At 35.5% G+C, this 23,414-nt stretch carries 22 protein-coding genes; 10 read left to right on the plus strand and 12 right to left on the minus strand.

The features are described 5' to 3' along the window. Positions 1-79: 79 nt before the first annotated feature. Entirely contained in the window at positions 80-1,255 is a 1,176-nt protein-coding gene (locus tag M2372_RS22940) for a Pycsar system effector family protein (protein ID WP_123321457.1), read from the minus strand. A 26-nt stretch (positions 1,256-1,281) separates the two neighbouring features. On the opposite strand from M2372_RS22940, the gene M2372_RS22945 reads away from it, so the two are divergent. After that, the gene (locus tag M2372_RS22945; RefSeq protein WP_123321456.1) at positions 1,282-4,998 is read left to right on the plus strand and encodes a metallophosphoesterase; all 3,717 of its coding nucleotides are present in this window, start codon (positions 1,282-1,284) and stop codon (positions 4,996-4,998) included. A gap of 122 nt (positions 4,999-5,120) precedes the next feature. Further along, positions 5,121-5,582, plus strand: coding sequence for a hypothetical protein (locus M2372_RS22950; protein WP_123321455.1), 462 nt, complete (start codon positions 5,121-5,123; stop codon positions 5,580-5,582). 68 nt (positions 5,583-5,650) lie between these two features. On the opposite strand, the gene M2372_RS22955 is transcribed toward M2372_RS22950, so the two are convergent. The 5 genes from M2372_RS22955 to ruvX form a co-directional block, all read right to left on the minus strand. Continuing rightward, a complete protein-coding gene (locus M2372_RS22955) occupies positions 5,651-6,529 on the minus strand; it encodes a hypothetical protein (protein WP_123321454.1) in 879 nt (292 codons plus the stop codon). 57 nt (positions 6,530-6,586) lie between these two features. Beyond that, positions 6,587-7,354: a nucleoside triphosphate pyrophosphohydrolase gene (gene mazG, locus M2372_RS22960; RefSeq protein WP_123321453.1), complete on the minus strand. Its 768-nt coding sequence runs from the start codon at positions 7,352-7,354 to the stop codon at positions 6,587-6,589. 182 nt (positions 7,355-7,536) lie between these two features. Beyond that, the gene (locus M2372_RS22965) at positions 7,537-8,094 is read right to left on the minus strand and encodes a DUF5606 domain-containing protein (protein ID WP_123321452.1); all 558 of its coding nucleotides are present in this window, start codon (positions 8,092-8,094) and stop codon (positions 7,537-7,539) included. A gap of 76 nt (positions 8,095-8,170) precedes the next feature. Further along, entirely contained in the window at positions 8,171-8,743 is a 573-nt protein-coding gene (gene def / locus M2372_RS22970) for a peptide deformylase (protein WP_123321451.1), read from the minus strand. Then, positions 8,740-9,156, minus strand: a complete 417-nt coding sequence (ruvX, locus tag M2372_RS22975) for a Holliday junction resolvase RuvX (RefSeq protein WP_123321450.1) — start codon at positions 9,154-9,156, stop codon at positions 8,740-8,742. The genes def and ruvX overlap by 4 nt, the downstream gene beginning before the upstream one ends. Before the next feature lie 115 nt (positions 9,157-9,271). Here ruvX and M2372_RS22980 point away from each other — a divergent pair, with 115 nt between their 5' ends. Then, positions 9,272-9,748, plus strand: coding sequence for a histidine phosphatase family protein (locus M2372_RS22980; protein WP_115971744.1), 477 nt, complete (start codon positions 9,272-9,274; stop codon positions 9,746-9,748). Then, positions 9,729-10,622, plus strand: a complete 894-nt coding sequence (locus M2372_RS22985; RefSeq protein ID WP_123321449.1) for an archaemetzincin — start codon at positions 9,729-9,731, stop codon at positions 10,620-10,622. The genes M2372_RS22980 and M2372_RS22985 overlap by 20 nt, the downstream gene beginning before the upstream one ends. 155 nt (positions 10,623-10,777) lie before the next feature. On the opposite strand, the gene M2372_RS22990 is transcribed toward M2372_RS22985, so the two are convergent. The 5 genes from M2372_RS22990 to M2372_RS23010 all read right to left on the minus strand — a co-directional run bounded on the left by M2372_RS22990 (position 10,778) and on the right by M2372_RS23010 (position 19,182). Beyond that, entirely contained in the window at positions 10,778-12,325 is a 1,548-nt protein-coding gene (locus M2372_RS22990; RefSeq protein WP_123321448.1) for a serine hydrolase, read from the minus strand. A gap of 279 nt (positions 12,326-12,604) precedes the next feature. Continuing rightward, positions 12,605-13,888: a hypothetical protein gene (locus M2372_RS22995; protein WP_123321447.1), complete on the minus strand. Its 1,284-nt coding sequence runs from the start codon at positions 13,886-13,888 to the stop codon at positions 12,605-12,607. A gap of 10 nt (positions 13,889-13,898) precedes the next feature. Next, the gene (locus tag M2372_RS23000; RefSeq protein ID WP_123321446.1) at positions 13,899-16,265 is read right to left on the minus strand and encodes a TonB-dependent receptor; all 2,367 of its coding nucleotides are present in this window, start codon (positions 16,263-16,265) and stop codon (positions 13,899-13,901) included. A gap of 8 nt (positions 16,266-16,273) precedes the next feature. Then, positions 16,274-17,563 carry a lysine N(6)-hydroxylase/L-ornithine N(5)-oxygenase family protein gene (locus M2372_RS23005; RefSeq protein WP_123321445.1) on the minus strand — a complete coding sequence of 430 codons (1,290 nt, stop codon included), beginning with the start codon at positions 17,561-17,563 and terminating at the stop codon, positions 16,274-16,276. 26 nt (positions 17,564-17,589) lie between these two features. Next, positions 17,590-19,182 carry a GNAT family N-acetyltransferase gene (locus M2372_RS23010; protein WP_123321444.1) on the minus strand — a complete coding sequence of 531 codons (1,593 nt, stop codon included), beginning with the start codon at positions 19,180-19,182 and terminating at the stop codon, positions 17,590-17,592. Between the two features lie 389 nt (positions 19,183-19,571). On the opposite strand from M2372_RS23010, the gene M2372_RS23015 reads away from it, so the two are divergent. The 6 genes from M2372_RS23015 to M2372_RS23040 all read left to right on the plus strand — a co-directional run bounded on the left by M2372_RS23015 (position 19,572) and on the right by M2372_RS23040 (position 23,028). Continuing rightward, entirely contained in the window at positions 19,572-20,036 is a 465-nt protein-coding gene (locus M2372_RS23015) for a hypothetical protein (RefSeq protein WP_123321443.1), read from the plus strand. 86 nt (positions 20,037-20,122) lie between these two features. Then, positions 20,123-20,572 carry a hypothetical protein gene (locus M2372_RS23020; protein WP_123321442.1) on the plus strand — a complete coding sequence of 150 codons (450 nt, stop codon included), beginning with the start codon at positions 20,123-20,125 and terminating at the stop codon, positions 20,570-20,572. Beyond that, complete coding sequence (locus M2372_RS23025; RefSeq protein ID WP_115971735.1) at positions 20,572-21,069, plus strand: metallophosphoesterase; 498 nt, start codon at positions 20,572-20,574, stop codon at positions 21,067-21,069. Before M2372_RS23020 ends, M2372_RS23025 begins: the two co-directional genes overlap by 1 nt. 74 nt (positions 21,070-21,143) lie before the next feature. Then, a complete protein-coding gene (locus tag M2372_RS23030; protein ID WP_123321441.1) occupies positions 21,144-21,638 on the plus strand; it encodes a Smr/MutS family protein in 495 nt (164 codons plus the stop codon). Between the two features lie 18 nt (positions 21,639-21,656). Next, the gene (locus M2372_RS23035; RefSeq protein WP_123321440.1) at positions 21,657-22,373 is read left to right on the plus strand and encodes a DUF3822 family protein; all 717 of its coding nucleotides are present in this window, start codon (positions 21,657-21,659) and stop codon (positions 22,371-22,373) included. An 82-nt stretch (positions 22,374-22,455) separates the two neighbouring features. Continuing rightward, complete coding sequence (locus tag M2372_RS23040; RefSeq protein ID WP_123321439.1) at positions 22,456-23,028, plus strand: RsmD family RNA methyltransferase; 573 nt, start codon at positions 22,456-22,458, stop codon at positions 23,026-23,028. Here M2372_RS23040 and M2372_RS23045 read toward each other — a convergent pair. Further along, positions 23,025-23,372 carry a helix-turn-helix domain-containing protein gene (locus tag M2372_RS23045; protein ID WP_123321438.1) on the minus strand — a complete coding sequence of 116 codons (348 nt, stop codon included), beginning with the start codon at positions 23,370-23,372 and terminating at the stop codon, positions 23,025-23,027. The two genes, M2372_RS23040 and M2372_RS23045, sit on opposite strands and share 4 nt — an antisense overlap. Positions 23,373-23,414 lie beyond the last annotated feature (42 nt).

Below are 23,414 nucleotides of genomic sequence, written 5' to 3' on the forward strand. Positions count from 1 at the left end.
GGTCCCCGAAAATATTTTTTGAAATAAAAACATTTTCAGCCAATATACAGATTGACTGAAAATCATTATTTATTTTTAATTAAAGACTAAAGAAAGCAAATCCAAAAGACAGCACGGAAATAATAATTCCGGCCATAAAGATCTTGTAGGTAATGGATAAAAGCTTATACTTTCTGTCAAGAACTTTTCCCAGATAATACAGATCTTTTACCATAGAATCATAAATATAATCTCTGTCTTTGATCAGATCTCTCATTGCATTATGATAATCATCAAACATCATCTGCTGGAAGTTTCCGAAAAACAGGAGATTGACCTTTCTGTTTACAATATCCTCAGAGGTAAATGTTGTTTTCGTCACATTCGGTTTTGTAGACAGAATAGCAAATACAATAGTCAGCACACTGGATAACAGCAGCACAAAACTCGGAATAATCAGGTGTGAATTTTTAGGAGCATCCAGCTTCGGAACCAATACAGAAAGACAAACTGAAATGATAACCGCATTTACCGATAGAAGAATATTGGCTTTACTGTCTGCAATATCGCTTAATCTTGTATGGTTATTAAGCGTTACTCTGAACAAAGTATCTACGCTTCTGTCTGATTTTTCTTTATCTTTTTTGTTGTCCGGCTTACTCTCAGAGCTCTCCTTTTTTTCCTCTTCTTTCTCCAGCTTCTTTTCGATCTTCTTGATATTTTTCTTTTTTAAAGGTTCCCAGTTTTCTTTTGCATAATCGGTATAAAAAGTATGCTTGTTTTTAAGCATATCCAGATTCCCTGCATTCCATTCTTCGTTAGAGAAACATTTTACATTGGTAAGTTCCCATTCCTTTCTTAAAGCATCAGAAATATCATTATAATCATGGCCTGCAAAATGACTGAAATCAGCGTCCTTTACAATTTTCTCCAGTATATTCTGAGGAACATAAGTAATTTTAGTAGCCAGAATCAGCTTTTCTATCTCAGAGATATAGCTTTCCGGATAATTTTCCTGATGAAGAAAACCCTTCATGATCTCTACCCCTCTCTCTTCGTGGTTCATAGCACATTCTATATATCCTGTATCATGGAACCATAGAGCCACAAGTACTTTTTCCTGATCTTCTTCAGAAACAGGGGTATGCTTCATAATCTCCTCAGCCTTATTGACCGTATAGGCAGTATGAATAAAATTATGATAAAAATATACTGAAGATAACTTATCTTTGAATAAGATTTCAACATAATTTTTAGCTTTGTCTAGAATGCTCATTCCTGAATTTTTGTTAATGTAAATTTATGAATTTATCCTTTAAAACTCATCTAAAAAATACTTCTATTGTTCTGAGAACAGTAATGTCCGCCGGAGTCATGTATTCCTGCGCAACATATAACGTACAAAAAGGCAAAAACTTATTTGAAGTTAAAGATTCTGAGATAAAATCTGAAAATGATTTTAAACTCTTCCTGATCGGAGATGCCGGAAACGCAGATGAACCTCAGGCACAGAAAACACTGGATTTACTTAAAGGCAAGCTGGACTCCGCAGACAACAACTCTATGCTGATCTTCCTTGGAGATAACATCTATCCCAACGGAATGCCTAAAGAATCAGATAAGGAGTACGCTTTAGCTAAACAAAAACTGGAGGATCAGCTTTCTATTACCAAAAATTTCAAAGGAAAAACGTTGGTAATCCCCGGAAATCATGACTGGTACAGCGGCTTAAGTGGTTTAAATGCTCAGGAATCACTGGTGAAAAAATATTTTGATGATAAAAAAGCATTCCTTCCTAAAAACGGATGCCCTATTGACGATATCAACATTACCAAAGATATTAAACTGATCGCCATTGATACGGAATGGGTCATTACAAACTGGGACAACTATCCTGGTATTAATAAAGGCTGTACCATCAAAACCCGTGAAGATTTTTACACAGAATTTAAAGATCTTATCATTAAAAATCAGGGTAAAAGAATCATCATCGCCCTACACCATCCTGTTATCAGCAGCGGAACCCATGCAGGATTTCACTCTGCGAAATCACACCTTTTTCCGCTTAATAGTAAAATTCCTGTACCTGGAGTTGCAAGTGCTATAAACATTCTCAGAAGTTCCTCGGGCATAAGCCCTGCAGATATTAATAATCAACATTATGCAGAGCTTGCCAACAGATTGAAAAGTATTGTTCAGGATAAAGAAAATGTGATATTCGTTTCTGGACACGATCACAACCTGCAATATCATGAAGAGGGAAACATGAGACAGATCATCAGTGGTGCAGGCTCTAAAACAAATCCGGCTACCATTATTGAAAAGACAGATTTTTCCTACGGTGGAAGCGGTTTTGCAGTTCTTAATATCAGAAAAGACCAGAGCACCGATGTAGAGTTTTTTTCCACAAAGGAGGCTAAACTGCAGAAATTGTCACAGATTTCTGTGATATCCAAACCTGATGTATTTGTAAATAACTTCCCAAACACATTCCCAGCTACAATACCATCTACCATCTATCCGGTACAGCTTACCCAGAAAGGAGGCGTCTACCGATGGCTTTGGGGAGAACATTACAGAAAATACTATGGAATGTCTATTGAAGCTCCTACAGCTAATCTTTCAGAGCTGAACGGCGGTTATACTCCTTTCAGAGAAGGAGGCGGAAATCAGTCCAACAGTTTGAGATTAAAAACAAATGACGGACAGGAATTCGTGATGCGTGGGGTGAAAAAAAGTGCGATCCGTTTTCTCAATAATATGGCCTTCACAAGGAGTACATTTGGAGAAGAGCTTACCAATAGCTTTCCAGAGAAATTCCTTTTGGATTTTTATACTACCAACCACCCTTTTACACCGTTTACTATAGGAAATATGTCAGAAAAACTGAATATTTTCCATAGCAATCCAAAATTATATTATATTCCCAAACAACAGGCTTTAGGGAAGTATAACCAAAACTATGGGGATGAAATGTATATGATCGAAGAACGTTTTTCTTCCGATCCAAAAACGCTGGCTTACCTTAATAACGCTAAAGATATTGTTTCTACGGATGATGTCCTGAAAAACCTGACCAAAAACTACAAGTACTCTGTAGACAAGGAATCTTACATCCGGGCAAGGTTATTTGATATGCTGATTGGAGACTGGGACAGGCATTCTGATCAATGGAAATGGGCAGAATATGAAGTGGGTAATAAAATTATTTATAAACCGATTCCAAAGGATAGAGATCAGGCCTTCAGTAAGTATGATGGAGCTGCTTTTAAGCTTATTATGAATGTTCCGGCCATCCGTCATATGAAAACCTTCACAGAGGATATCAGCAGTGTGAAATGGCTGGCCATGGAGCCTTATCCAATGGATCTTGTGTTTTTAAAAGGTTCTACCCAGGAAGAATGGGAAGCTCAGGCTAAATACATTCAGGAACATTTAGCAGACGCTGATATTGATGATGCATTCCATAATCTTCCCAAAGAAGTTCAGGATGAGACCATCGCTGACATCCAGAGAAAACTGAAATCAAGAAAAAACAAATTACAGCAATACGCATCCGATTATTACAATGTACTGCAGGAAAAAGTTCCTTTGGCCGGAACCGTAGAACCTGATAAATTTGTGATTACCAAAAACGGACATTCCGTGCTTGTGCAGCAATATAAATTAGGCAAAAACAAGGATAAAAATGAATTGGTTTTTGAAAAGACTTATCATGATTCAAAAACAAAAGAGCTTTGGATTTACGGGCTAGAGGATGATGATATATATGAAGTAGTAGGTACCGGACGTCCTAAAATGAATATCAGACTTATTGGCGGTTACAACCATGATGTATATAATGTGGCAGATGGAAGAAAAGTAAAGATCTACGATTTCGAATCCCAAAAGAATACCTACAACGCAGGGAATGCTACTAAAAATATTGCAGATGATTATGATTTAAACACCTACAATTACAAGCATCCGAAGTACAATGCATTCGCGGGATATCCTAATGCTGATTACAACCCTGATGACGGGGTTATCATAGGCGTTTTGGCTAATTATACTGTGAATAATTTCATTCGCGATCCTTTTACCCAAAAGCATAGTTTAAAGGCTAATTTTTATACTGCTACTGCCGGATTCAGCCTTATTTATAAAGGAATTTTCAAGAAAGCAATTTCCGGATGGGATTTTAATATTGATGCAGCTTATACTACTCCTAGATTTTCCCAGAATTTCTTTGGACTTTCCAATGACAGTCCTTATGATAAAGAAAATACGGAAAGAGAATATAACAGAGCCAGAATTTCCAAATTTAATGTTGCTCCTTCCATCTCAAAGAAAGGCTGGATGAACTTTAATCATCAGATTCAGCTTACTTTTGAAGATAATAAAGTGCAGAGAAAAGACGGGCGTTTTATCAATACTTCCCCGGATGTAAGATCGGAAGTGTTTGACAGCCAGCAATTCTTAGGAGCTAATTATACGTTCAGCTATAAAAATGCAGACAACCCTGCTTTTCCAACCTTGGGAATGGAATTGATGCTGAATGCCGACTGGAAAGCTACTTTTTCTAATTTCAACAGAAATTTCCTGACAGTAAAAGGAAGGTTCGCTATTGACCACAGGATCGATAAGAAAGGAGTTTTTGTATTTGCCAATGCGAGCAATGCGATGTGGATCAACAATGATAATTTTGAGTTCTATCAGGCAGCAACTATCGGGGGCAACAATGGAATGAGAGCATTCAGGAATGAAAGGTTCTCAGGAAGATCTTATTTTACTAACAACTCTGAGATCCGTTGGGATTTCGGAAGAATAAGAAACAATATTGTTCCTGCCAATCTGGGAATCCTCGTTGGATATGATATCGGCCGTGTATGGAATGATGGAGAATACTCCAGAAAATGGCATCAGTCTGTAGGAGCCGGAGTTTGGCTGAGCATTGTAGAAATGATGTCTGCCAGACTGAATTATTTCTATGGTGCAGATGGCGGACGTATCTCAGCAGGAATAGGAATGAAATTCTAAATAAAAATACTCGTTAATAAAAGACTCAGGAAACCTTGAGTCTTTTATTTTCCTGATATAATAGTTTTGTATTCAATACGTTTTTATATTTTAGCTAATCAACAATCACAAAAAGACACACAATGAAAACACTAATCACTTCAATTAATATCATTTTAGTTTTATCAAGTATTCATTGCCAGCATCAAAGCAAAAATGGAAACATCGACAAAAATTTAACCATAAACACACAACAGGCAAAAATTGAAAAAATAGAATTAACAGAACGAACCAGAGGATTCCATACAATAATCACCCTCACTCCCCAATCTAAAACCACTTCTTTTAATGGTGAGGAAAATAAATCTTCTCTATCTTCTTCTGAATGGGAAAGTATTTCACAGCAGGCTGCCACTATTGATTTATCTAAAATATCAACTCTTCAGGCTCCTACCACAGGTCGATATTCTGATCAGGCTATGATCGCTAATCTGATGATCACAAGTAATGGCACCACCTATACTTCTTCAGATTTTGATTCCGGTAATCCTCCAAAGGAGCTGGAAGCACTGTATCAAAAAATACAGCCGCCTAAAAAAGAATAGAAGCTTTACTACTAAATATAAAAACCACAGAATCATCTGTGGTTTTTAGTATTTATTATTGATAATAGTTATGGCTTAAGAGAAAACTGATATACATTTCCGCCTTCATCCTTCCCTTTTTCATCTGCAATCATTAATGTTTGATCATCAGTAAAAACAATAGCCTCTTTCTGTGAGTTATGGTTTAAAGGAATCTTATTAATCTTAGCTGCACTGAAATCATCAGCATTAAATCCGGTAAGAACATGCACATTTTTGTGAGTCAGCAGCACAATCTTATCTTTTTTACTGTTGATGGTCGCTGAAGTAATAGCAGCATCATTATATCCGCCCTGAAGCTTTAATTTCCCAACCAGTTTAGCTTCAAAGTCTCCTTCTTTATTAGGGACTTTAAATACCAGAAAGGTTCCGTCAAAACCTTTGCTTCTGTTCTTGGTGAAAAGATAAAAGTTACCATCCATCTCTACAAATGCTTCACAATCGTACAGCAGATTTGATTTTTTTGGTGGAAATTCTGTCTGCCCTTCATAATGAAACTTAGTAGTCTGAACTACTTTTGTAGTGGTTTGGGTAATGTCTTTCAGGTCTGTTTTTAGAATAGCCAGATCCTGACGGTTATTATCATTATTTCCAAAATCTCCGATATAAATATTTCCCTGAGTATCTGATATTATATCTTCCCAGTCTGTATTTTCAGCATTTTCTACCGGAACTTTAGCCATCATCTGGCCATCATTATTAAGACCGTAAACGGCATTTTTATTTCCTCTGTCTTCTATTACCCAGATTATTTTCTTATCTTTTGATACCGTGATCCCTGAAACTTCTTTTAACTTTTTAGGCAACGAAAATTGTGGCTTCAGATCATCTCCCTGAGCAGGTGAATTCTGAGCTTTTGGATTACAACTCAACAAAAACATAGCGGGTAATATAAGAAAGCGTAACATATTTATTTTTTATTTTTTTACTGAACATAAGTAGCATGAATTATTCCAATCTTACCTTTAAAACAATTGTTTTGCTTTTTCCCAAAGAACATCCATTTCTTCCAAAGACATATCCGCAAGATTTACATCCTGTTCTTCAGCAAGACCTTCCATTTTCTGAAATCTTGAAATAAACTTCAGATTGGTTCTTTCTAACGCAGAATCCGGGTTGATTCCTGAAATTCTCGCATAGTTGATGAGCGAGAAGAATACATCTCCCAATTCCTGCTCCTTTTTATCAAGATCAGTTTCTGCATGAAATTCCTGAATCTCCTCATCTACTTTCTTCCAGGCATCTTCTGCATCATGAAATTCAAAACCAATCCCTTTTACCTTATCCTGAATTCTATAGGCTTTTACTAAACTTGGAAGACTTTTTGGAACTCCGCCCAGAATAGATTTGTTACCTTCTTTTAATTTTAATTTTTCCCAGTTCTGTTTTACTTCTTCTTCGTCCTTTACTTCGGTATCACCGTAAATATGAGGATGACGGAAAATCAGTTTTTCATTAAGGGAATTGATCACATCAGCGATATCAAAACTCTCTTTTTCTGAACCGATTTTAGAATAAAAAACCAAATGAAGCAGCACATCTCCCAATTCTTTTTTTACCTCCTGCAAATCTTCCTGCAAAATAGCGTCAGAAAGCTCATATGTTTCTTCAAGAGTAAGATGGCGAAGAGACTGTAACGTCTGCTTCTGATCCCATGGGCATTTCTCACGCAAATCATCCATAATATCCAGTAATCTCCCGAAAGCTTCTAGTTTTTCCTGTTTTGTATTCATAAGTAATTGGAAATTCAATATTATACAAATGTAAGGGTTATTCAGACACCTTTACAAACGTTGAGAATGAAAATTACGGGATACCAACTATAGGTTTTAAAAACCCGTTAGTTTTTGGGAAATAAAAAAGCCTTGTCAGGAAAATTCCTGACAAGGCTTTGTATTTTTAATTCAGAACTGAATTATCCTTGTTTTCTGTGCGTACTTTTAGGAGCTGATTTTGCTGCTGAAGTGGCTTTTACTTTTGGAGCTGCCGCCTTTTCTGCCTTTGGAGCAGCTTTTTTAGCGTCAATATCTAAGCTTACTTCTTCTGCAGGCTCACCGTCTAAAGTTTCAGGCTCAGCCTTTACGAAGCTTTCCGGAGTGATATATCCTGCTTTGTGAAGAATGTTATACCACTGAGCTAATTTCTTGATATCAGAAGCATACACTCTTTCAGTATCATAATTAGGAAGAGAAGCTAACATAAAGTCCTGCAGATCTGCATCTGAAGATTTATGAGAGATTGTCTCTTTATAATCGTTATTTTTAGCTACATTTTCAAAAACTTCAAACAAAGGAACTTCCTTATCAAATGTAAACATTGCAATATTATCCAGTAAGCTTACTTGGCTAGAGTTTCCAATGCTTACTTTTTTCTTGTTGGTAACATCTTCAATGATGAATCCGTTTCTTAATTGAGAAACTAATTTGTAAAGTCCTGGTTTTCCAGAAATTGAAATTATTTTTTCTAACAGCATAATTTTATTTTTTGTAAATTCTGCAATCAGCGCTAAGCTTTTTGCTTTTTATTATTTCTTTTAATCCTTGTTTAATTTATTTTGGAAATCTCATTTTGTAACCAATACTTACATCTCCCTGAGAAATCTTTGAAAGTTTTCCTTTTACCAGTTTTTTCTTAAGTGAGCTTAAGTGATCGGTAAACAGAATCCCTTCAATGTGGTCGTATTCATGTTGAATTACGCGGGCTCTAATATCGGAAAAAGTTTCTGTATGTTTCACAAAATTTTCGTCATAATATTCAATAACGATTGTGCCCTTTCTTTTCACGTCTTCTCTTACATCCGGAATAGACAGACAACCCTCATTGAACTTCCATTCTTCACCAGATTCTTCAAGAATTCTGGCATTGATGAACACTTTTCTAAATTCTGCCAACTCATCCTTAATATCTTCATAATCCTCATCTTCCGCAAGAGGAGTAACATCTATTACAAACATACGGATATCCAGCCCGATCTGAGGCGCTGCAAGACCAATTCCGTTTGCACTGTACATCGTTTCGAACATATTATCTATCAGTTCCTGTAATCCGGGGTAATCTTTATCTATATCTTTTCCCACTTTTCTCAAAACAGGATCCCCAAAAGCTCTTATCGGTAGTATCATCTTAATCTTTGTTCTAAAAAATTCTGCAATATAATAGTTGCACTTACTTTATCTATTAATCCTTTTTCCTGTCTTTTCTTCTTACTTTTTCCGCTTTGGGAAATAAAGAATGAAGCCATTTTGGAAGTAAACCTTTCATCAAAACGATGGACTGCAATATCCGAAAATTCTTTTTTAAACTCTTCAATGAATTTTAAAATATCGGTTTCCACCTCTGAAAGATTGCCTTTCAAATCTATGGGAAGTCCAATCACTACTTCATCTACCTTATTTTCATTGAAATATTTTTTCAAAAATTCCATTAAATTACGGTTCTCTACAGTCTCCAAGCCACTGGCTATAATCTGCATATCATCCGTTGCAGCAATACCACAACGAGCTTTTCCATAGTCTATTGCAAGGATTTGTCCCATAAGTCTGCAAATTTAGTAAAATTTACTGATTTTATTCATCACGCAGTTTTTTTATATAAATCATGTTTTATTCCATATTTTTTTTTATAATTTTAATCTTCCAAAAAACAGATATATGAAGAGACTCATCCTCGTAAGACATGCAAAAAGCGACTGGCCGGAAGAAACGGATGATTTTGACAGACCTTTGGCAGACAAAGGGCTGGAAGATGCTATGAACATGTCCAGATTCCTTAAAAACAATAATATTTCTATTGATTATTTTGTATCCAGTCCGGCAGTCCGTGCTCTGAATACGTGTAAAATTTTTAATCAGGCATATCAGCTGAACTGTTCTACGAATGAAAAATTATACAATCCTTCGGAAAGAAACTTTGAATCTGTAATCTATGATCTGGATGACAATCTGAGTTCGGTTGCCCTTTTCTCCCATAATAATGGAATTTCCAATTTTGCCAATTCCATTTCGGAAGATATTTTTCATTTTCCAACCTGTGGAGTTGCCGGTTTTGAAGTAGATTGCGAATCCTGGTCAGAATTTGATGGTGCCAGAAAGAAACTTTTGTTCTTTTATGAGCCAGGGAAAATATAACTTCACCTCTAAAGTATTTTATGCAATAATTTTTATTTTCTTTTTTTCATGTCAGAAAAAGAAAATATCCTATTTTGAAACAATTGCTTTCAATGATGTAAAACTGTCTGCCACTCCCAAACCTGGAAGCTGGAGGTATAACCATGATGAACAGTTTCAGCAATTTGAAGATTTTCAAAAATCAAAAAAAATAAAGCCGGAACCCGGGAAAAACACTATTTACCTGCAACCTATTGGTGATTTTAATGAACTACAGAAAAAAGAGATTGAACTTACTAAAGAGTATTTAAAAATATATTTTCAACTGGAAACGAAAATATTGCCAGCATTACCCAACAGTATTTTTCCTAAAACTGTAAAAAGAATTTTCAAAGATGGGCAGGAACAGATATTGGCGGGTTATATATTAGATAGTTTTTTAATCAAAAGAAAACCAAAAGATGCTGTAGTATTGATGGGAATCACCGAAAGAGATCTTTTCCCAAGACCTGAATGGAACTATGTTTTTGGAATGGCATCTTATGAAAACGGCATGGGCGTCACTTCCATCTACCGATTTGCAAACGGCCATCTTACAGATTCTAATTTTAACGAAAGTCTTACAAGATTACTAAAGATCAGTTCTCACGAAATCGGGCATATGTTTGGAATCAGCCATTGCCTGAATGCCAATTGTGTGATGAACGGGACCAATACTCTTTCTGAAACAGATTTTCATTATGCAAGAGCCTGCTCACTCTGCCAGAGAAAACTCAATTCCAGCATTGCTTATGATAACAAAAAACGATTACTTGAATTAAAGAGTTTTTTTGAAAAACAACATCTCAATTCGGAGCTTGCGCGCACTGAACAGGACTTAAACCTTCTCCAATAATCTTTTTTTTAGTATACCTCCTATTCCCTTCCTGTGTAGGGTTGACTTTTGCGGCATAGATAAATTTCGGCTGAAGCCCTTATCCTTGTATACAAAAAAGACGGGCTAAAGCCCGTCCCTATTGAATATCTTTTGCCACTCTATTTTACTTGTAGCTATTTATTTCTCTTCAGATCCAGATCATCAAAATCAAAACTAAAATCTGTAACATCAGAAATTGCTTTTAATTTTGCAGTCTGCGCTTTTCCACTTTCATCATAATCGAATATAATATAGGCATCAGCATCATAGCTTCTGTCATCCCATTTAATGATGAATGAATTATTGGAATAAGGAAGCAGTTCTCCTTTCAATCTTGGTGAGTTTTTACATGAAATTCTGTAAACACTTCCCTGCTGGGCAATATCTACATCACCGAACCAAACATCACTATAAGTTCCAGTAAACTGTTCTGCTTTTGGCTGAAGTGCTTTCTCTTTCTTAAAAGTTTCTGATTTTGCGAACGCTTCTTTCTTTTGTTTATTAAATTCTGCATCCATTTTTGATACTCTGTCTCCATATGTTTTCAACCAGTTTCTGTCTGCCACTCCAAGGTAAGAATCTTTCACCGTATTGGTAATGGTATTGAATGCTGCTCCGGACTGCTGATTCGTCAATACCACTATTCCTAATTTAAGATCAGGAATTAAAGTAAACTGTGTTACGGTTCCAATCAGTCCTCCTGTATGCTGTACTTGTTTGTGACCTTTTACATCACTTAGGAACCAACCTAAACCATATCCGTAGAAACTTGTGTCATATGGATTTTTAGCAGCGACTCTATCTGGAATCTGTAAGCTCCAAAGTTGTTGAATATTTTTATCAGACACTAATTTCTTCCCGTCTTTGGTAGTGAAATTATTCAGCAAGCATTCCGCCCAGGTAGTCATATCTTTTATATTACTCAGGATTCCTCCGGCAGCATTTCCTGTTTCATTCCAATCGTGAGGAACCGCAATCGCTTTTCCGTCTACCGGAGCGTGAGCGTCAATTTTATTGGCAACAGCCTTCGCTCTGTTGTAGCTTCCAAAGCTGGAAGTCATTCCTACAGGTTTCATAATTCTCTGTTCGATAAACTCAGCCCAGCTTAATCCTGAGATTCTGTGGATAACTTCACCGGCAACAATGAACATAATGTTATTGTAATCTAACGTTGTTCTGAAAGGGTTTTCAGGTTTCAGATATCTTACATTGTGAACGATGTCATTAACGCTTAAATTCCCTCCTTCCGGAAAAAACATCAGGTCTCCCTGTCCTAACCCTAATCCAGCCCTGTGAGTAATCAGATCTTTGATGGTTACATTTTGAGAAACGTATGGATCATACATCTGAAATTCAGGAATATATTTTGAAACTTTATCGTCCCAGTTCAGTTTTCCTTCATCCGCAAGAATCGCCAGTGCCACACACGTGAAACCTTTGGAGTTGGAAGCAATTCCTACTAAGGTATTATCATCCATTGGCTGTTTTGAGATAAGGGAGCGTACACCAAATCCTTTGGAATAGGTAACTTTTCCGTCTTTTATGATACCTACTGACATTCCCGGAACATCAAAGGTTTTCAGAGTATTTTGGATCAGATCATCCAGTTTTTTTTCTTCAACCTGTGCATTTGCTAATCCTACGGTTAAAAGAAAAATGAAAAAAGAAAATTTCTGCTTCATTATTTTTTTAATTTTCCCAAATTTAGTAAATAACCTGAGTCCGGGATAAGAAAATTATAATTTATATGGAGAGAAGCCAGAAGATGGATGCAGAAAGTACTCTTAGACTATAAACAAAAGGGAGTTTTTATAAACCTAATCTGTAGCTCAAGCTGAACTTTAATAATCATGATTACGATAACTTCCAGCCTATTTACCTATCTCCCACAAAAAAGCCGGAAGTGAAATCTTCCGGCCGTCGTTAAATCAAATGATCCTAATGTACTAACAAAAAAGAAATTATTTTTTGGAAATGACATTCACTCCCATTAATCTTCCGCTTCCTTTAAGTTTAAATTCAACTTTTGTATTTTTAGATACAGGGTCATAAGAACTTAAACCTGAGAAATTATCTGCCTTATTATTAGACATGAAATAGATTCTGTTTTTATACAAGAATGGGTTTTGATAGTTGTAGAAGTTATCCACAGGAATATCAAGTTTTACTGCCTTCTTGGTCTGAACATCAATTTCGTTCCAGAACCAGATATCGTTTCTATAGCTTACCCCATGTCCTCCTGCATAATATGATGCACCTGTGGAAGGAATGGTAGTATAAATTTTATTATTATGAGCGAAGATTCTGTTAAACTCTGCTGGTTGCACAAAATTCTTCATATCAATTTCAAAACCAGCATCAAAGGTAGTCTGCCCATTCTTTATTCTAAGAATCTTTGATGAATAGGCTGCTTCCTGAGCTTTCATATCTGATGTAGCTACCATATAGATATCTTTGGTTACCTCATCAATACTCCATAAAACATGGTCAGTGAAAAGCCCAAGGTTTGTAGCATTAGGATATTTGGTAACATTTTCCACTTTTTTGGTAGTCAGGTTATATACTGCAACTGCTACTTCTTTTACTACAGGTTTTATCTGCCAGTTCGTTCCTTTTTTACCGATTTGTAAATCAAGATACAGCTTATCATCTCTCTTGATTAAAATTAGCTGTCCTGCAGCCTGATAAGATGTTTCTCCCGGTTCAAGTACAGCAGGGTCAGTCGTTTGAGCCAATGAAGAAAGATCTATTTCTCCTGTACGCTGCATGGTTCCCGGATTAAAGGTCTGGATCTTAAGCATTCCTCTTGAGCCGTCCCAATAGTAACCTTCTGTATCACTGATCACGAGATAATTAGGTTCAAAGCCATTATTCTGAGTAGCAATAAAGCCTTTTGATGTAATATTTCCGGCATTATCAGAGGTAAGTTTAGAGAAACCTTCTTCTGAAGAGGCTGCCCCACCAAGTCTGTAAATATTCTCTCCGAATGCTTTTCCTCCGGCTGAATATGCAATCTGGTAGAATGGTTTTTTGTCAGCTAATGAAAGTTCTCCCTGAGGCAACTCTGAGAATGAGTAAATATTCCCACCCCATCCTGCTGTACTGTTATAAATGACCCAGCTGTCTTTAGCTGTTGCCGTTGGTGGTTTCTGTTCTTCAATAGTGTCATCGTTGCTACTGCAATGAGTAAACAACAATAAACTTAACGCTGATAAAATTATCGAAAACGGTTTTGATTTTCTCATGATCATAATATTAAAAAATTGTATAAGTTAGTTTCAGATGATAAGATCTTGTAGGTTTCTGTGCATTATAATTATCGTAAAGTCTTTCATTCAGAAGATTATTAACACTAAAATTAATAGCCAGTTTAGGATCTGCCAGGAAATAGGTAACTCCTACTCCTGCATCTACCATTCCTGTTCTGCCATCATTAGGAACCAAAAGGTTACTGGAAGCTATCGTTTCTTTAGAAAATAATCCTGGTTCAAGATTTTTTGGTACCGGATATAGCATGAAACGATGAACGTAATTAATGTTATAATACAGTTCCACTTTATCTTTCATTTTTAAGATATCTGAAAAATTTACTCTCAGATAGTGATTCCCGAACAAGTAAGGAATATTCGGTTGTCTGGCATCCTCCCAAATACTTTCAGTACCAGAAAGGTTTTTAAGCCTTATATCCTGATAGGTAATATTGAATCCTGTCTGAATATTTTTGATTGGCTGATAATTGATCTCATACTCCAGTCCAAGGATTCTGTTGTCATAATAATTCTGATACCTTCCATAAGGATTATCAGGTATCATGAATATGGTGTTTTTGACGTTTCTGTAGAAGAGATTTAAACTGGTATTCAGCTTATAATTCGATGAAGTATAATCCAGAACAACGTTTACATTATCGCTTTTTTCCGGCTCCAGATCAAGATTTTCTTTGATTAAAATTCCATCTCCGAAAATTTCTGTTTCATCAGGAAGACGAACTGCTTTTTCATAGGATAATTTCAGGATAAAGTTTTTAGGTTTATAACTGATTCCTGCCATATAACCGGATGCATTTTTATGTCTGTCTGAATCCCATGTGAAATTATATTTATCCGTAGTATATCCTTTAGAACTGAAAAAATAATTCTTCACCCCAAGTACTGTTTCCACTTTGCGGTCGAGCCAATGAGATACCAATCCCAAAGCAGCAATATTTTTATTGTAGATCGCTGGCGTTTTAAGAACATCATCTCCGTATACATTGACAGCTCCATAAGGATCACTTCCTTTTCTTCTCTGGTAGAAATAGACATTTCCAAATTCCAGGCTATGATTATTATTAATCCGGAAAGCGGCATTGAGCCTTGTATGAAACATATTGTAGTTCATCTTCAGATCATTTCCTTTATTGATCTCACCAACGCTGTTTTCATTACTGAAAGTATATTCTCCCAGCCAGTTGTATCTGCGCCTGCTGATATCCACAAAGGAATTGTTGTATCTGGCAAAGGCAGTCATCAGGTTCAGTTTAAGACGGTTGTCAAAGAACATTTTTTTATACTGAAGGTAACCCGTCACATTATTTTCTTTGGCGAAAGCTTCCCCATAAGGTTTTCTCATTTCAAGATCATTTTGAATCTCTTTATAGAAATGAGAATAGATAAACCCGACTCTAAAATCATTGGCCCAGCTTTTATTTCTTACACCGGTGTATACTTCCATATAAGAAGCTTCGGTATCATCATGAAACCTTTTAGCTTCCACTTTTTTAAGATTAGCTGTTTCAGGATCTATAACTTCGCCGAGAATTTTATAATTGTTCTTTGAAAACACATAGCTTGCCTGTGTTCCTATATAGAATAAACTGTCTTTTTTTCCTATAAATACTGCATTAAGATGAGATTTATAGGTACTGAATGATGCTATTTCATTTGAAATTTCCAGATTGTCCTTTTGTATAGGTTTGGAGATAAAATTAATCCCACCTCCCAAAGCATCCGATGCCAATGATATAGGCATCACCCCCTTGTAAATATCCACCCGGTCCAGCATATTTGGAGATAAAACATTAGGATTAAAACTGTGACCGTAAAATTCAATCGGCACTCCATCCCTGAAGATTCTGACTGCTTTTCCCTGAAGCCCGCCAAGATTCACTTGAAATCCGGAACCGACCCCGCCTTCTGTACGAAGCTTAACTCCGGTTGCCATATTCAGAATCTCTCCAATATTGTTGGCCTGGCTTTTTACAGCCTGCATGTCAACAATTTTGACACTCAATGGGGTTTCTTTCAGTTTCTCCAGTTTCTTTTTACCTCTGATATAGACCTCATCAATCCGGTTTGCATCTGAAATCTCTATTTCATAATTCTGGCGTGACCGGCAGTTGATATTTAATGTATCATTATAAACAGTCTTATTATGATAAAAGACAGATACCTTCACAGGACCATCCGCTACCTCAGCAAAATCAACAGTTCCCTGTTTTGAAACCTTTTTCTTTTCACCGTTAATGACTACATATACTTCATCAGGATTATAGTTTTTGATGTTTTTAACAGCTATGGTGATCGGGCAGGCAGCCAATGCTAAGGAAGAAAGTAAGGAAATCAGAAAAAATATACGCTTCATCTATCAGTTTATATGGTTTCTAATGCTCCGAAATGCTGGAAAGCAATATTCTTCTCTAATGGATAATATTCGTGACCTAATACTTTGTTGATAATGGTAGCATTACGGTAAGGCCCCATGCCAAGATCTGATGTAATAATTCCCTGAGAGTCTACACAACCGTTCTGCATAAATATTTCATTATCATTTACATCAACTGTATAGTCTTCTGAGGATAATAATGTGCCATCGTTCTGACTTTTGTTCAGACGACCTTCAATAGGCTGTAAAAAATGGGGAACTTCATATCTGTAACCTGTAGCCAGAATAAGGTAATCGGTATCTACAGAAAAGTTTTTTTCTTCCTCCAGATGCTTCATATTCAGTGTATAGCTTTTATCATACGACATCTCTTCGAGCAAACTGTTGGTCAGTATTTTTACAGGAAGTGGCTGTTCTTCTTTCATCTGCTGATGATAAAGCTCATCATAAATTGTGCTTATCAGCTCATCATTAATCCCTTTATAAAGAATATCCTGCTTATTGATTACTTCTCTTCTTTTATTTAAAGGAAGCCTGTTGAAGTAGGAAATATAATCCATAGAAGTAAATTCATAAGTGAATTTTGAATTTTCCATTGGAAAGAATCTGTCTGCTGCGGTTACCCAATTCAGCTTTAAGTCTAATTCCGGTCTGGCTGAAAGAAGATCAAAGAATACTTCTCCCCCACTTTGTCCTGATCCCAATACCGTAATGGTACTTCCTTTCTTTATATATTGTTTTCTGTGTAAGTATTCGGAAGAGTGGAAAATATGTTCTTTAGAAAAATCTTCTGTTATTTTAGGAACATTAGGAATAGAGCCTACTCCTAATACTATTTTATCCGTGAGATACACTTTCTTTTCACAATTGATAAGATCAATTACTGAAACTTCATAGCATTCATGAGTGTCATTATAATCTATTTCTGTAACGGTGTGGCTGAAATTAAGACTTTCAATTTGTGAAGCCACCCATTTACAGTAAAGGTTATATTCCATTCTGGTTACATAAAAACTCTCCTTAAAACAGAAACGGAAAATTTTTCCTTGCTCTCTTAAATAATTGATATATGTAAAAGGACTTTTAGGATTTACAATTGTTACCAGATCCGCCAGGAAAGGAACCTGAAGCGTTGTTCTCTCGATCATCAGACCACTGTGCCATTCAAATCTGGGAGCTTTGTCAAAAAATATGGTTTTCAGATCATGTTCTTCAAGCAGAGCAGCAAGGCTTAGATTGAAAGGGCCTATTCCTATACCAATGATATCATATTTCATAAATTATCTTTTTCAGTATTCAAGTATTATGTTGTAATATTTATTTTCAGGACGGAGTTCTTAAAAATATCTTCTGTTGTTTCATAGAATTTTTCACGGTCCAGGAAAGTCAGATTGGATGTTTTGTAAGGAAGGGCCAGTGATCTGTTGAATTCGCATCCTACTTTGGTGATCAGATTATGAGTTCCTTTATGAGACGCAGACGCCTCACCTATCATTCTTGTCAGCTGTGGGAAAGAGAAGAAATATTCCATGCACATAGCTAATGCATACGTTGAAAAATGTGGAATTTTTTCTTTTGCCGGAGCGATGAGCATATGGAATCCATAATCTCCCGGATTGAAACGGTAGTACTTTCCTACCTCATCTTTTACTGCCCAATACAGTTCCAGGGTAAAAATAGGAGTTCCATTCAGAAGGCCAATGTAAGGATGAGAATAATCAACACCCATATGTTTGATGTAAGCTTCCTCAAATTCCCACTTATCCACATCCATCTCCCAGTATTTTTTAGCATAATCCATATTAGACCATTCATGAAGAAACTCCATATCGGTTTCGGGATTAAAAGCACGAAGGGTAATTTCTAATGTCCCGTTATTGAAGTATCTTTTATGCAGTATTTCCCCATAATCAGGCTTTATAAGCTTTTTGGAATAACTTTTAGGATTGATAAGAAAATTATGTTGTCTGATGTATTCTTTCCAGATGTCTTTATTTACGCTGTAAGCCTGTTTAAGAAAAAGTCTGGCTTCAATCATTTCGTAAATAAAGTCCATAGCCTCACCATATATTTCCTTCAGAGAATCAATTTCAGCATCTATAATCTGATAAAGGACTTCCTCTTCAATGGATCCTAAATAAGCAAGATGTCTGAGAACCGGATATAGGTTATAGTATACTACATGAGTTCTGATAAAGTTTTCTGCTTTTTGATTTCTGATGGCAGTTCCGCCTGGAATATACTCATCAAAACTAACTTTTACCTTATCTGTATTCTGCTGAATAAACGTATGCTCGATATTGCTGTTATAGATGACCCCTTCTTCAATATACTTCCCTACCGCCATCTTTAATAATGAATGGGTATATTCTGAAAACCAACGGATAATAGCTGCCTTTTTATCGTAAGCTGTCTCCAAAGGAATATTCTTCGAAATAAATTCCATTAGATTATTATTGTACCCAAAAAATGTAAAGACCGTCCCTGCTTTAACAGAATCTTTATTCTCTACAGTTGTATGCCCCTGGTCAAAATGCTCGTTAAATTCTTCAGAAAAGTATTTGATATAAGCATCCTCAGGATTTTCTACGGTAGTATTTCCTTCATAAACTGTAAATATCAGAAACCGGTAAGCTTCTTCAGCGCTGATCTTTGTGATTTCGCCCATTTTCTTTTCTCTATATCCTACTTCATCCCCTAAAAGATGAATTCCGGTAGTAGAAAAATGCTTTACAGGAACTATCAGATAAGAATCTTTACCTGTAATATTAATTCGGATGAATTTACTTTCAGAACAACTGTTCATGAACGTTGACAACTCTTCATCAAACTTTGGTATAAGGTCAAAATAATACCAGTTTTTGCTTTCCAATAAGTATAAACCGACACTCATCATTATCTTTGTTTAGATTAAATAAAAATTAAGACAAATATATACATATTTTTCACCCAGCAAAAGAATTATTTAAAATACCGAAAATGAACAATTCAAAACATTGATTATCAATAACATGAAATAAATAACTCAAATTAATTAATACACCAAAAAGTGAATACATTCATTTTATCAATCCCTTTTTTAATAACAAAGATCAATTTTAATATCCTTAAAAAAAATAAATTTAAGAATTAAACAAAAAAACAATAGAAAAACAGAAAATGTCTCAATAAGAGACTTTATGAAAAATTTAAGTGCCTGTGACAAGGTTATATTCAATAGAAAACTTTCAGTCTTCTATTGAAAAGCGTAATTTTGCCAATAGTAAAGTGTAATTATTTTAAAGTATGAAAAAGTCAATCTCCATTCTTCTCTTGTTATTTTTTGCAGTTGGTTTTATGAAAAGCCAGGATAAAACAGCTGACCCTTTTCTTTTGCAGACCTGGAAGCTGAATACACTGGACAACTATATTTACACTTACGAAAAACAGTCTATTTTTAATGCTAAAATTCCTGGTTTAAAATTTAGTAAAAACGGAAAAATCATTGGAAACCTAAGTAAATCAGCCAATGGATATGATACTAAGCAAGACTTTCCGGGCAAAGCTTCGAAACTGGAACGTTATACGGGAAACTGGAAAAAAGTCTCAGATACTACCATTGCCATTATGTTTTCTTCGAATAACAGTATGAATGGAACTTTTGTGATCTCAAGACTTACCGAAACCGGATTGAAACTAAGAAAACTCTTCAGTGCAGACATTGAAAAGAAACTTGATTCTATACGAAGAACCAAAAATATTTCTTACTAATACTTAATTGGCTTTGTTACATCGTAAAATTCAATCAGAATCTTTTTATCAAAGCTTCTTTATATTTGCAATTTAAAATAGTAAAAATGACAATAAACAGATTATTCGCCTTCTTCTTATTGCTGATGGGCTGTAATTTATATTTTTCTCAGGAAGTCTCAATCAAAGATGATAAAGTACTTTTGGATGGGAAACAGATTCTAAAAGCAGAAAAGATCAATATTACACAATACTCATTCTTTTCTATGAAAGATGACGAAGAGGTATTGATGTACAAATACATGGATAATGAAACACCAAAATACGTAAGTGACGATTACTTTATCCTGAACTTTTTAACAGAAAAAACCAAGGTAGAATCTACTGATTTAGCAAAAATTGCCAATTTTATGAACTCCAAAAAAGGAATGGAAAAACTTATAAAATGGCTACTCAAAGAAAGAGTGATCAATCAGAATGGGGAATTGAACCCTGACCGTGTTGCAGTATTTAAAGAAAAATACGACGAAAATATTACTCAAAGAACCCTTAGATAATGACAAAAATCCTTCTCCTCTCTGATTCTCATTCTTATATAGACGACCGGATCCTGGAATATGCATCTCAGGCTGATGAGGTATGGCACTGCGGAGATTTTGGAAGTATGGATGTTATTGAACAGCTGGAAAAAATAAAACCTTTAAAAGGAGTCTATGGAAATATTGATAACGCCAAAATACAGTCTGAGTTTCCGGAAGTCAACCGTTTTTTCTGTGAAAAACTGGAAGTTTTAATGATTCACATTGGTGGGTATCCCGGAAAATATACTCCATTAACGAAAAAGGAAATGACTGAAAAAACTCCCAGACTATTTATATCCGGACATTCCCACATTTTAAAAGCGATGTATGATCAGAAGAATAATCTTTTGCATCTGAATCCCGGTGCCTGCGGAAAACAGGGTTGGCACAAAGTGAGAACTATGATGCGGTTTGTGGTGGATGGTGAGGAAATAAAGGATTTAGAGGTTATTGAATTAGGGCCAAGAGTATAAAAAATTGGAGTAAACCTAACAGGTTTTTGAAACCTATTAGATTTAGAGCCTGAAAACGAAGCATCATTAACAAAATGAAAATAGGAGATACAGTTTCTGTCGTGGATGAAGATTTAAGCGGAGTGGTAACTTCCGTGAAGGAAAATATTGTGGTTTTTAAAGATCAATACGGCTTTACTCATCAGTATCCTAAAGAAAAACTGGTTCCCAAGAATGCTGATCTTTATGAAAACATCCGCATAGTAAGGAAAGCAGAACCTAAAAAAACTATTTCTAAAAAACATCAGAGAAATCATTTGGTTATAGACCTGCATTTTCATAATTTGGTAAAGAATCCTGATGATTATGATAGCTTTGAAAGATTGTTTATTCAAAAGGAAAAACTAATTGAAGTGATAGAGTTTTGCAGAAAAAACAACCTGAAACGCTTGGAGATCGTCCACGGAATCGGAGATGGCATTTTACAGAGAATGGTTCGGGATGTTTTGGAAAGCCTGGTTAATGTTGATTTTTATAATAAGGAAATACTTCACCATCAATCGGGTGCGGTAATGGTAGAATTTCACTAAATTTGCAGGAATTGAAATATGAACGTACTTAATTTACTTTTTACCAAAGACGGATTGATCTATCAGATTGTTAAAAACAAAAGCATTCTGGAAGAAAAATCTTATTTCGTTACAGAAGAAACGCTGGCGAACCTTATTGAGGATAAACTGGATGAAGTTCTTATCCAACAGCGTTATGAAGAAATCCAGGTGATTTCTGCACTGAATCATTTTACACTGATGCCGGAAGGTTTTTCGGATCATGATGCAGGGTTTGATCTGATCTCATTCAATGCACCTGCTGACAGAGAGAAAGAAGAGCTGATGCTTTCTATCAACAAAAAATTCAATATTCAGTTTTACTATACTTTTCCAAAGAATTACTACAAGAAAATAAAGGAACTGGCAATACCAGTACATTTTAATTTTTCCGGGGAAAAGTTTTTAAGTTCTATCAACAATAAAAATAATAAAGAGATTCATATCAATCTTTACCATAATCAGTGTGAGTTTTTTGCCATTGATAATAAGAAGATCATCCTGTATAACAATCTGGATGTAAATTCTGAGGTTGATTTCCTTTATTTCATCATGTTTACGTTAAGCAAAATAGGTTTCGGAATCAATGAAACCAGTTTTTACGCTTATGGTGAAACTACGGAAAATGAAACATTTATATCCGAGCTTCAGAAGTTTGTGAGAAACCTGAAAATCGTTTATGACAATATTCCTAATAAGAATTTTATACTTAATTAGGTTATAATTTGCAGGAAATAAGGATAAAGCCCAAGCATAATCACCTGCCATCTATAATCTATTACCTAAACCCTAATACAACATGTTCAGAATAATATCAGGCAAGTGGAAAGCCAAAAAAATTGCCGCTCCCAAGAACTTTGAAGTAAGACCAACCACGGATTTTGCGAAGGAAGCCTTATTCAGTATTTTGGAAAACAAATACGATATGCAGTCGATTTCCGTACTGGATCTTTTTGCAGGAATCGGTTCTATTTCCTTCGAACTTGCTTCCAGAGGATGCCAGGATATCACCTCAGTTGAGATGAATCCAAAACATACAGCATTTATAAACACTACCGCTTCAGAGCTTGATATGTCTCTTCAGATCAATGTACAGAGGGGTGATGTATTTGACTGGCTGAAAAAGTTCAGAAATAAGAAATCCTTTGAAATTGTTTTTTCTGATGCTCCATTTGAAATGGAAGAGAAAAAATACTACGAATTAATTTCTTTAGTTCTGAATAATAAGTTCCTGAAAGAAAACGGAGTTCTGATTGTAGAACATCAAAGTCGTATGAAACTGGAGCATCCTAATCTAATAGATACCAGAAAATACGGAAACGTAAGTTTTAGTTTTTTTGGCCCAAATAAAGAAGATAATCAGGAACTTTAGTTCTTGATTATTTTTTTTGAATTACCCGGAGCTGCTATTCCCCATTGGGTAATTGCTTCCAGGACAGGCAGCAGCGTTCTTCCAAAGTCAGTTAAAGTATACTCTACCATCAAAGGTGGTTTTTCTGTATATACTTTTCTGTCGATGATGTTATCTTCCTCCAGTTGTTTAAGCTGAAGACTCAATGTTCTTTCTGTAATTGTCGGAATATCTTTTCGCAGTTCGTTATATCTTTTCGCACCACTAATAAGATGATGTAAAATTACAGCCTTCCATTTCCCCCCTATAAACCGCATGGTTACACTTGTACAGCAAGGGTAGGATTTGTTATCTATTATATACATTTTTATACTATCATTTTTAACCGTTATTGCAAAGTTAAGAAA

Source organism: Chryseobacterium sp. BIGb0232 (assembly GCF_024810195.1).
GTDB lineage: Bacteria > Bacteroidota > Bacteroidia > Flavobacteriales > Weeksellaceae > Chryseobacterium > Chryseobacterium pennae.

Bases quoted from the DNA above. Each gene is read 5' to 3' on its own strand.
- ruvX (WP_123321450.1), bottom strand. From the start codon at position 9,156: ATGGGACAAATCCTTGCAATAGACTATGGAAAAGCTCGTTGTGGTATT.
- M2372_RS22955 (WP_123321454.1), bottom strand. From the start codon at position 6,529: ATGTTACGCTTTCTTATATTACCCGCTATGTTTTTGTTGAGTTGTAAT.
- M2372_RS23025 (WP_115971735.1), top strand. From the start codon at position 20,572: ATGACAAAAATCCTTCTCCTCTCTGATTCTCATTCTTATATAGACGAC.
- M2372_RS22965 (WP_123321452.1), bottom strand. From the start codon at position 8,094: ATGCTGTTAGAAAAAATAATTTCAATTTCTGGAAAACCAGGACTTTAC.
- M2372_RS22985 (WP_123321449.1), top strand. From the start codon at position 9,729: ATGAGCCAGGGAAAATATAACTTCACCTCTAAAGTATTTTATGCAATA.
- M2372_RS23030 (WP_123321441.1), top strand. From the start codon at position 21,144: ATGAAAATAGGAGATACAGTTTCTGTCGTGGATGAAGATTTAAGCGGA.
- M2372_RS23000 (WP_123321446.1), bottom strand. From the start codon at position 16,265: ATGAAGCGTATATTTTTTCTGATTTCCTTACTTTCTTCCTTAGCATTG.
- M2372_RS22945 (WP_123321456.1), top strand. From the start codon at position 1,282: ATGAATTTATCCTTTAAAACTCATCTAAAAAATACTTCTATTGTTCTG.
- M2372_RS22990 (WP_123321448.1), bottom strand. From the start codon at position 12,325: ATGAAGCAGAAATTTTCTTTTTTCATTTTTCTTTTAACCGTAGGATTA.
- M2372_RS22980 (WP_115971744.1), top strand. From the start codon at position 9,272: ATGAAGAGACTCATCCTCGTAAGACATGCAAAAAGCGACTGGCCGGAA.
- M2372_RS22940 (WP_123321457.1), bottom strand. From the start codon at position 1,255: ATGAGCATTCTAGACAAAGCTAAAAATTATGTTGAAATCTTATTCAAA.
- M2372_RS23020 (WP_123321442.1), top strand. From the start codon at position 20,123: ATGACAATAAACAGATTATTCGCCTTCTTCTTATTGCTGATGGGCTGT.
- M2372_RS23045 (WP_123321438.1), bottom strand. From the start codon at position 23,372: ATGTATATAATAGATAACAAATCCTACCCTTGCTGTACAAGTGTAACC.
- M2372_RS22995 (WP_123321447.1), bottom strand. From the start codon at position 13,888: ATGAGAAAATCAAAACCGTTTTCGATAATTTTATCAGCGTTAAGTTTA.
- mazG (WP_123321453.1), bottom strand. From the start codon at position 7,354: ATGAATACAAAACAGGAAAAACTAGAAGCTTTCGGGAGATTACTGGAT.
- M2372_RS23040 (WP_123321439.1), top strand. From the start codon at position 22,456: ATGTTCAGAATAATATCAGGCAAGTGGAAAGCCAAAAAAATTGCCGCT.
- M2372_RS23010 (WP_123321444.1), bottom strand. From the start codon at position 19,182: ATGATGAGTGTCGGTTTATACTTATTGGAAAGCAAAAACTGGTATTAT.
- M2372_RS23035 (WP_123321440.1), top strand. From the start codon at position 21,657: ATGAACGTACTTAATTTACTTTTTACCAAAGACGGATTGATCTATCAG.
- M2372_RS23005 (WP_123321445.1), bottom strand. From the start codon at position 17,563: ATGAAATATGATATCATTGGTATAGGAATAGGCCCTTTCAATCTAAGC.
- def (WP_123321451.1), bottom strand. From the start codon at position 8,743: ATGATACTACCGATAAGAGCTTTTGGGGATCCTGTTTTGAGAAAAGTG.
- M2372_RS22950 (WP_123321455.1), top strand. From the start codon at position 5,121: ATGAAAACACTAATCACTTCAATTAATATCATTTTAGTTTTATCAAGT.
- M2372_RS23015 (WP_123321443.1), top strand. From the start codon at position 19,572: ATGAAAAAGTCAATCTCCATTCTTCTCTTGTTATTTTTTGCAGTTGGT.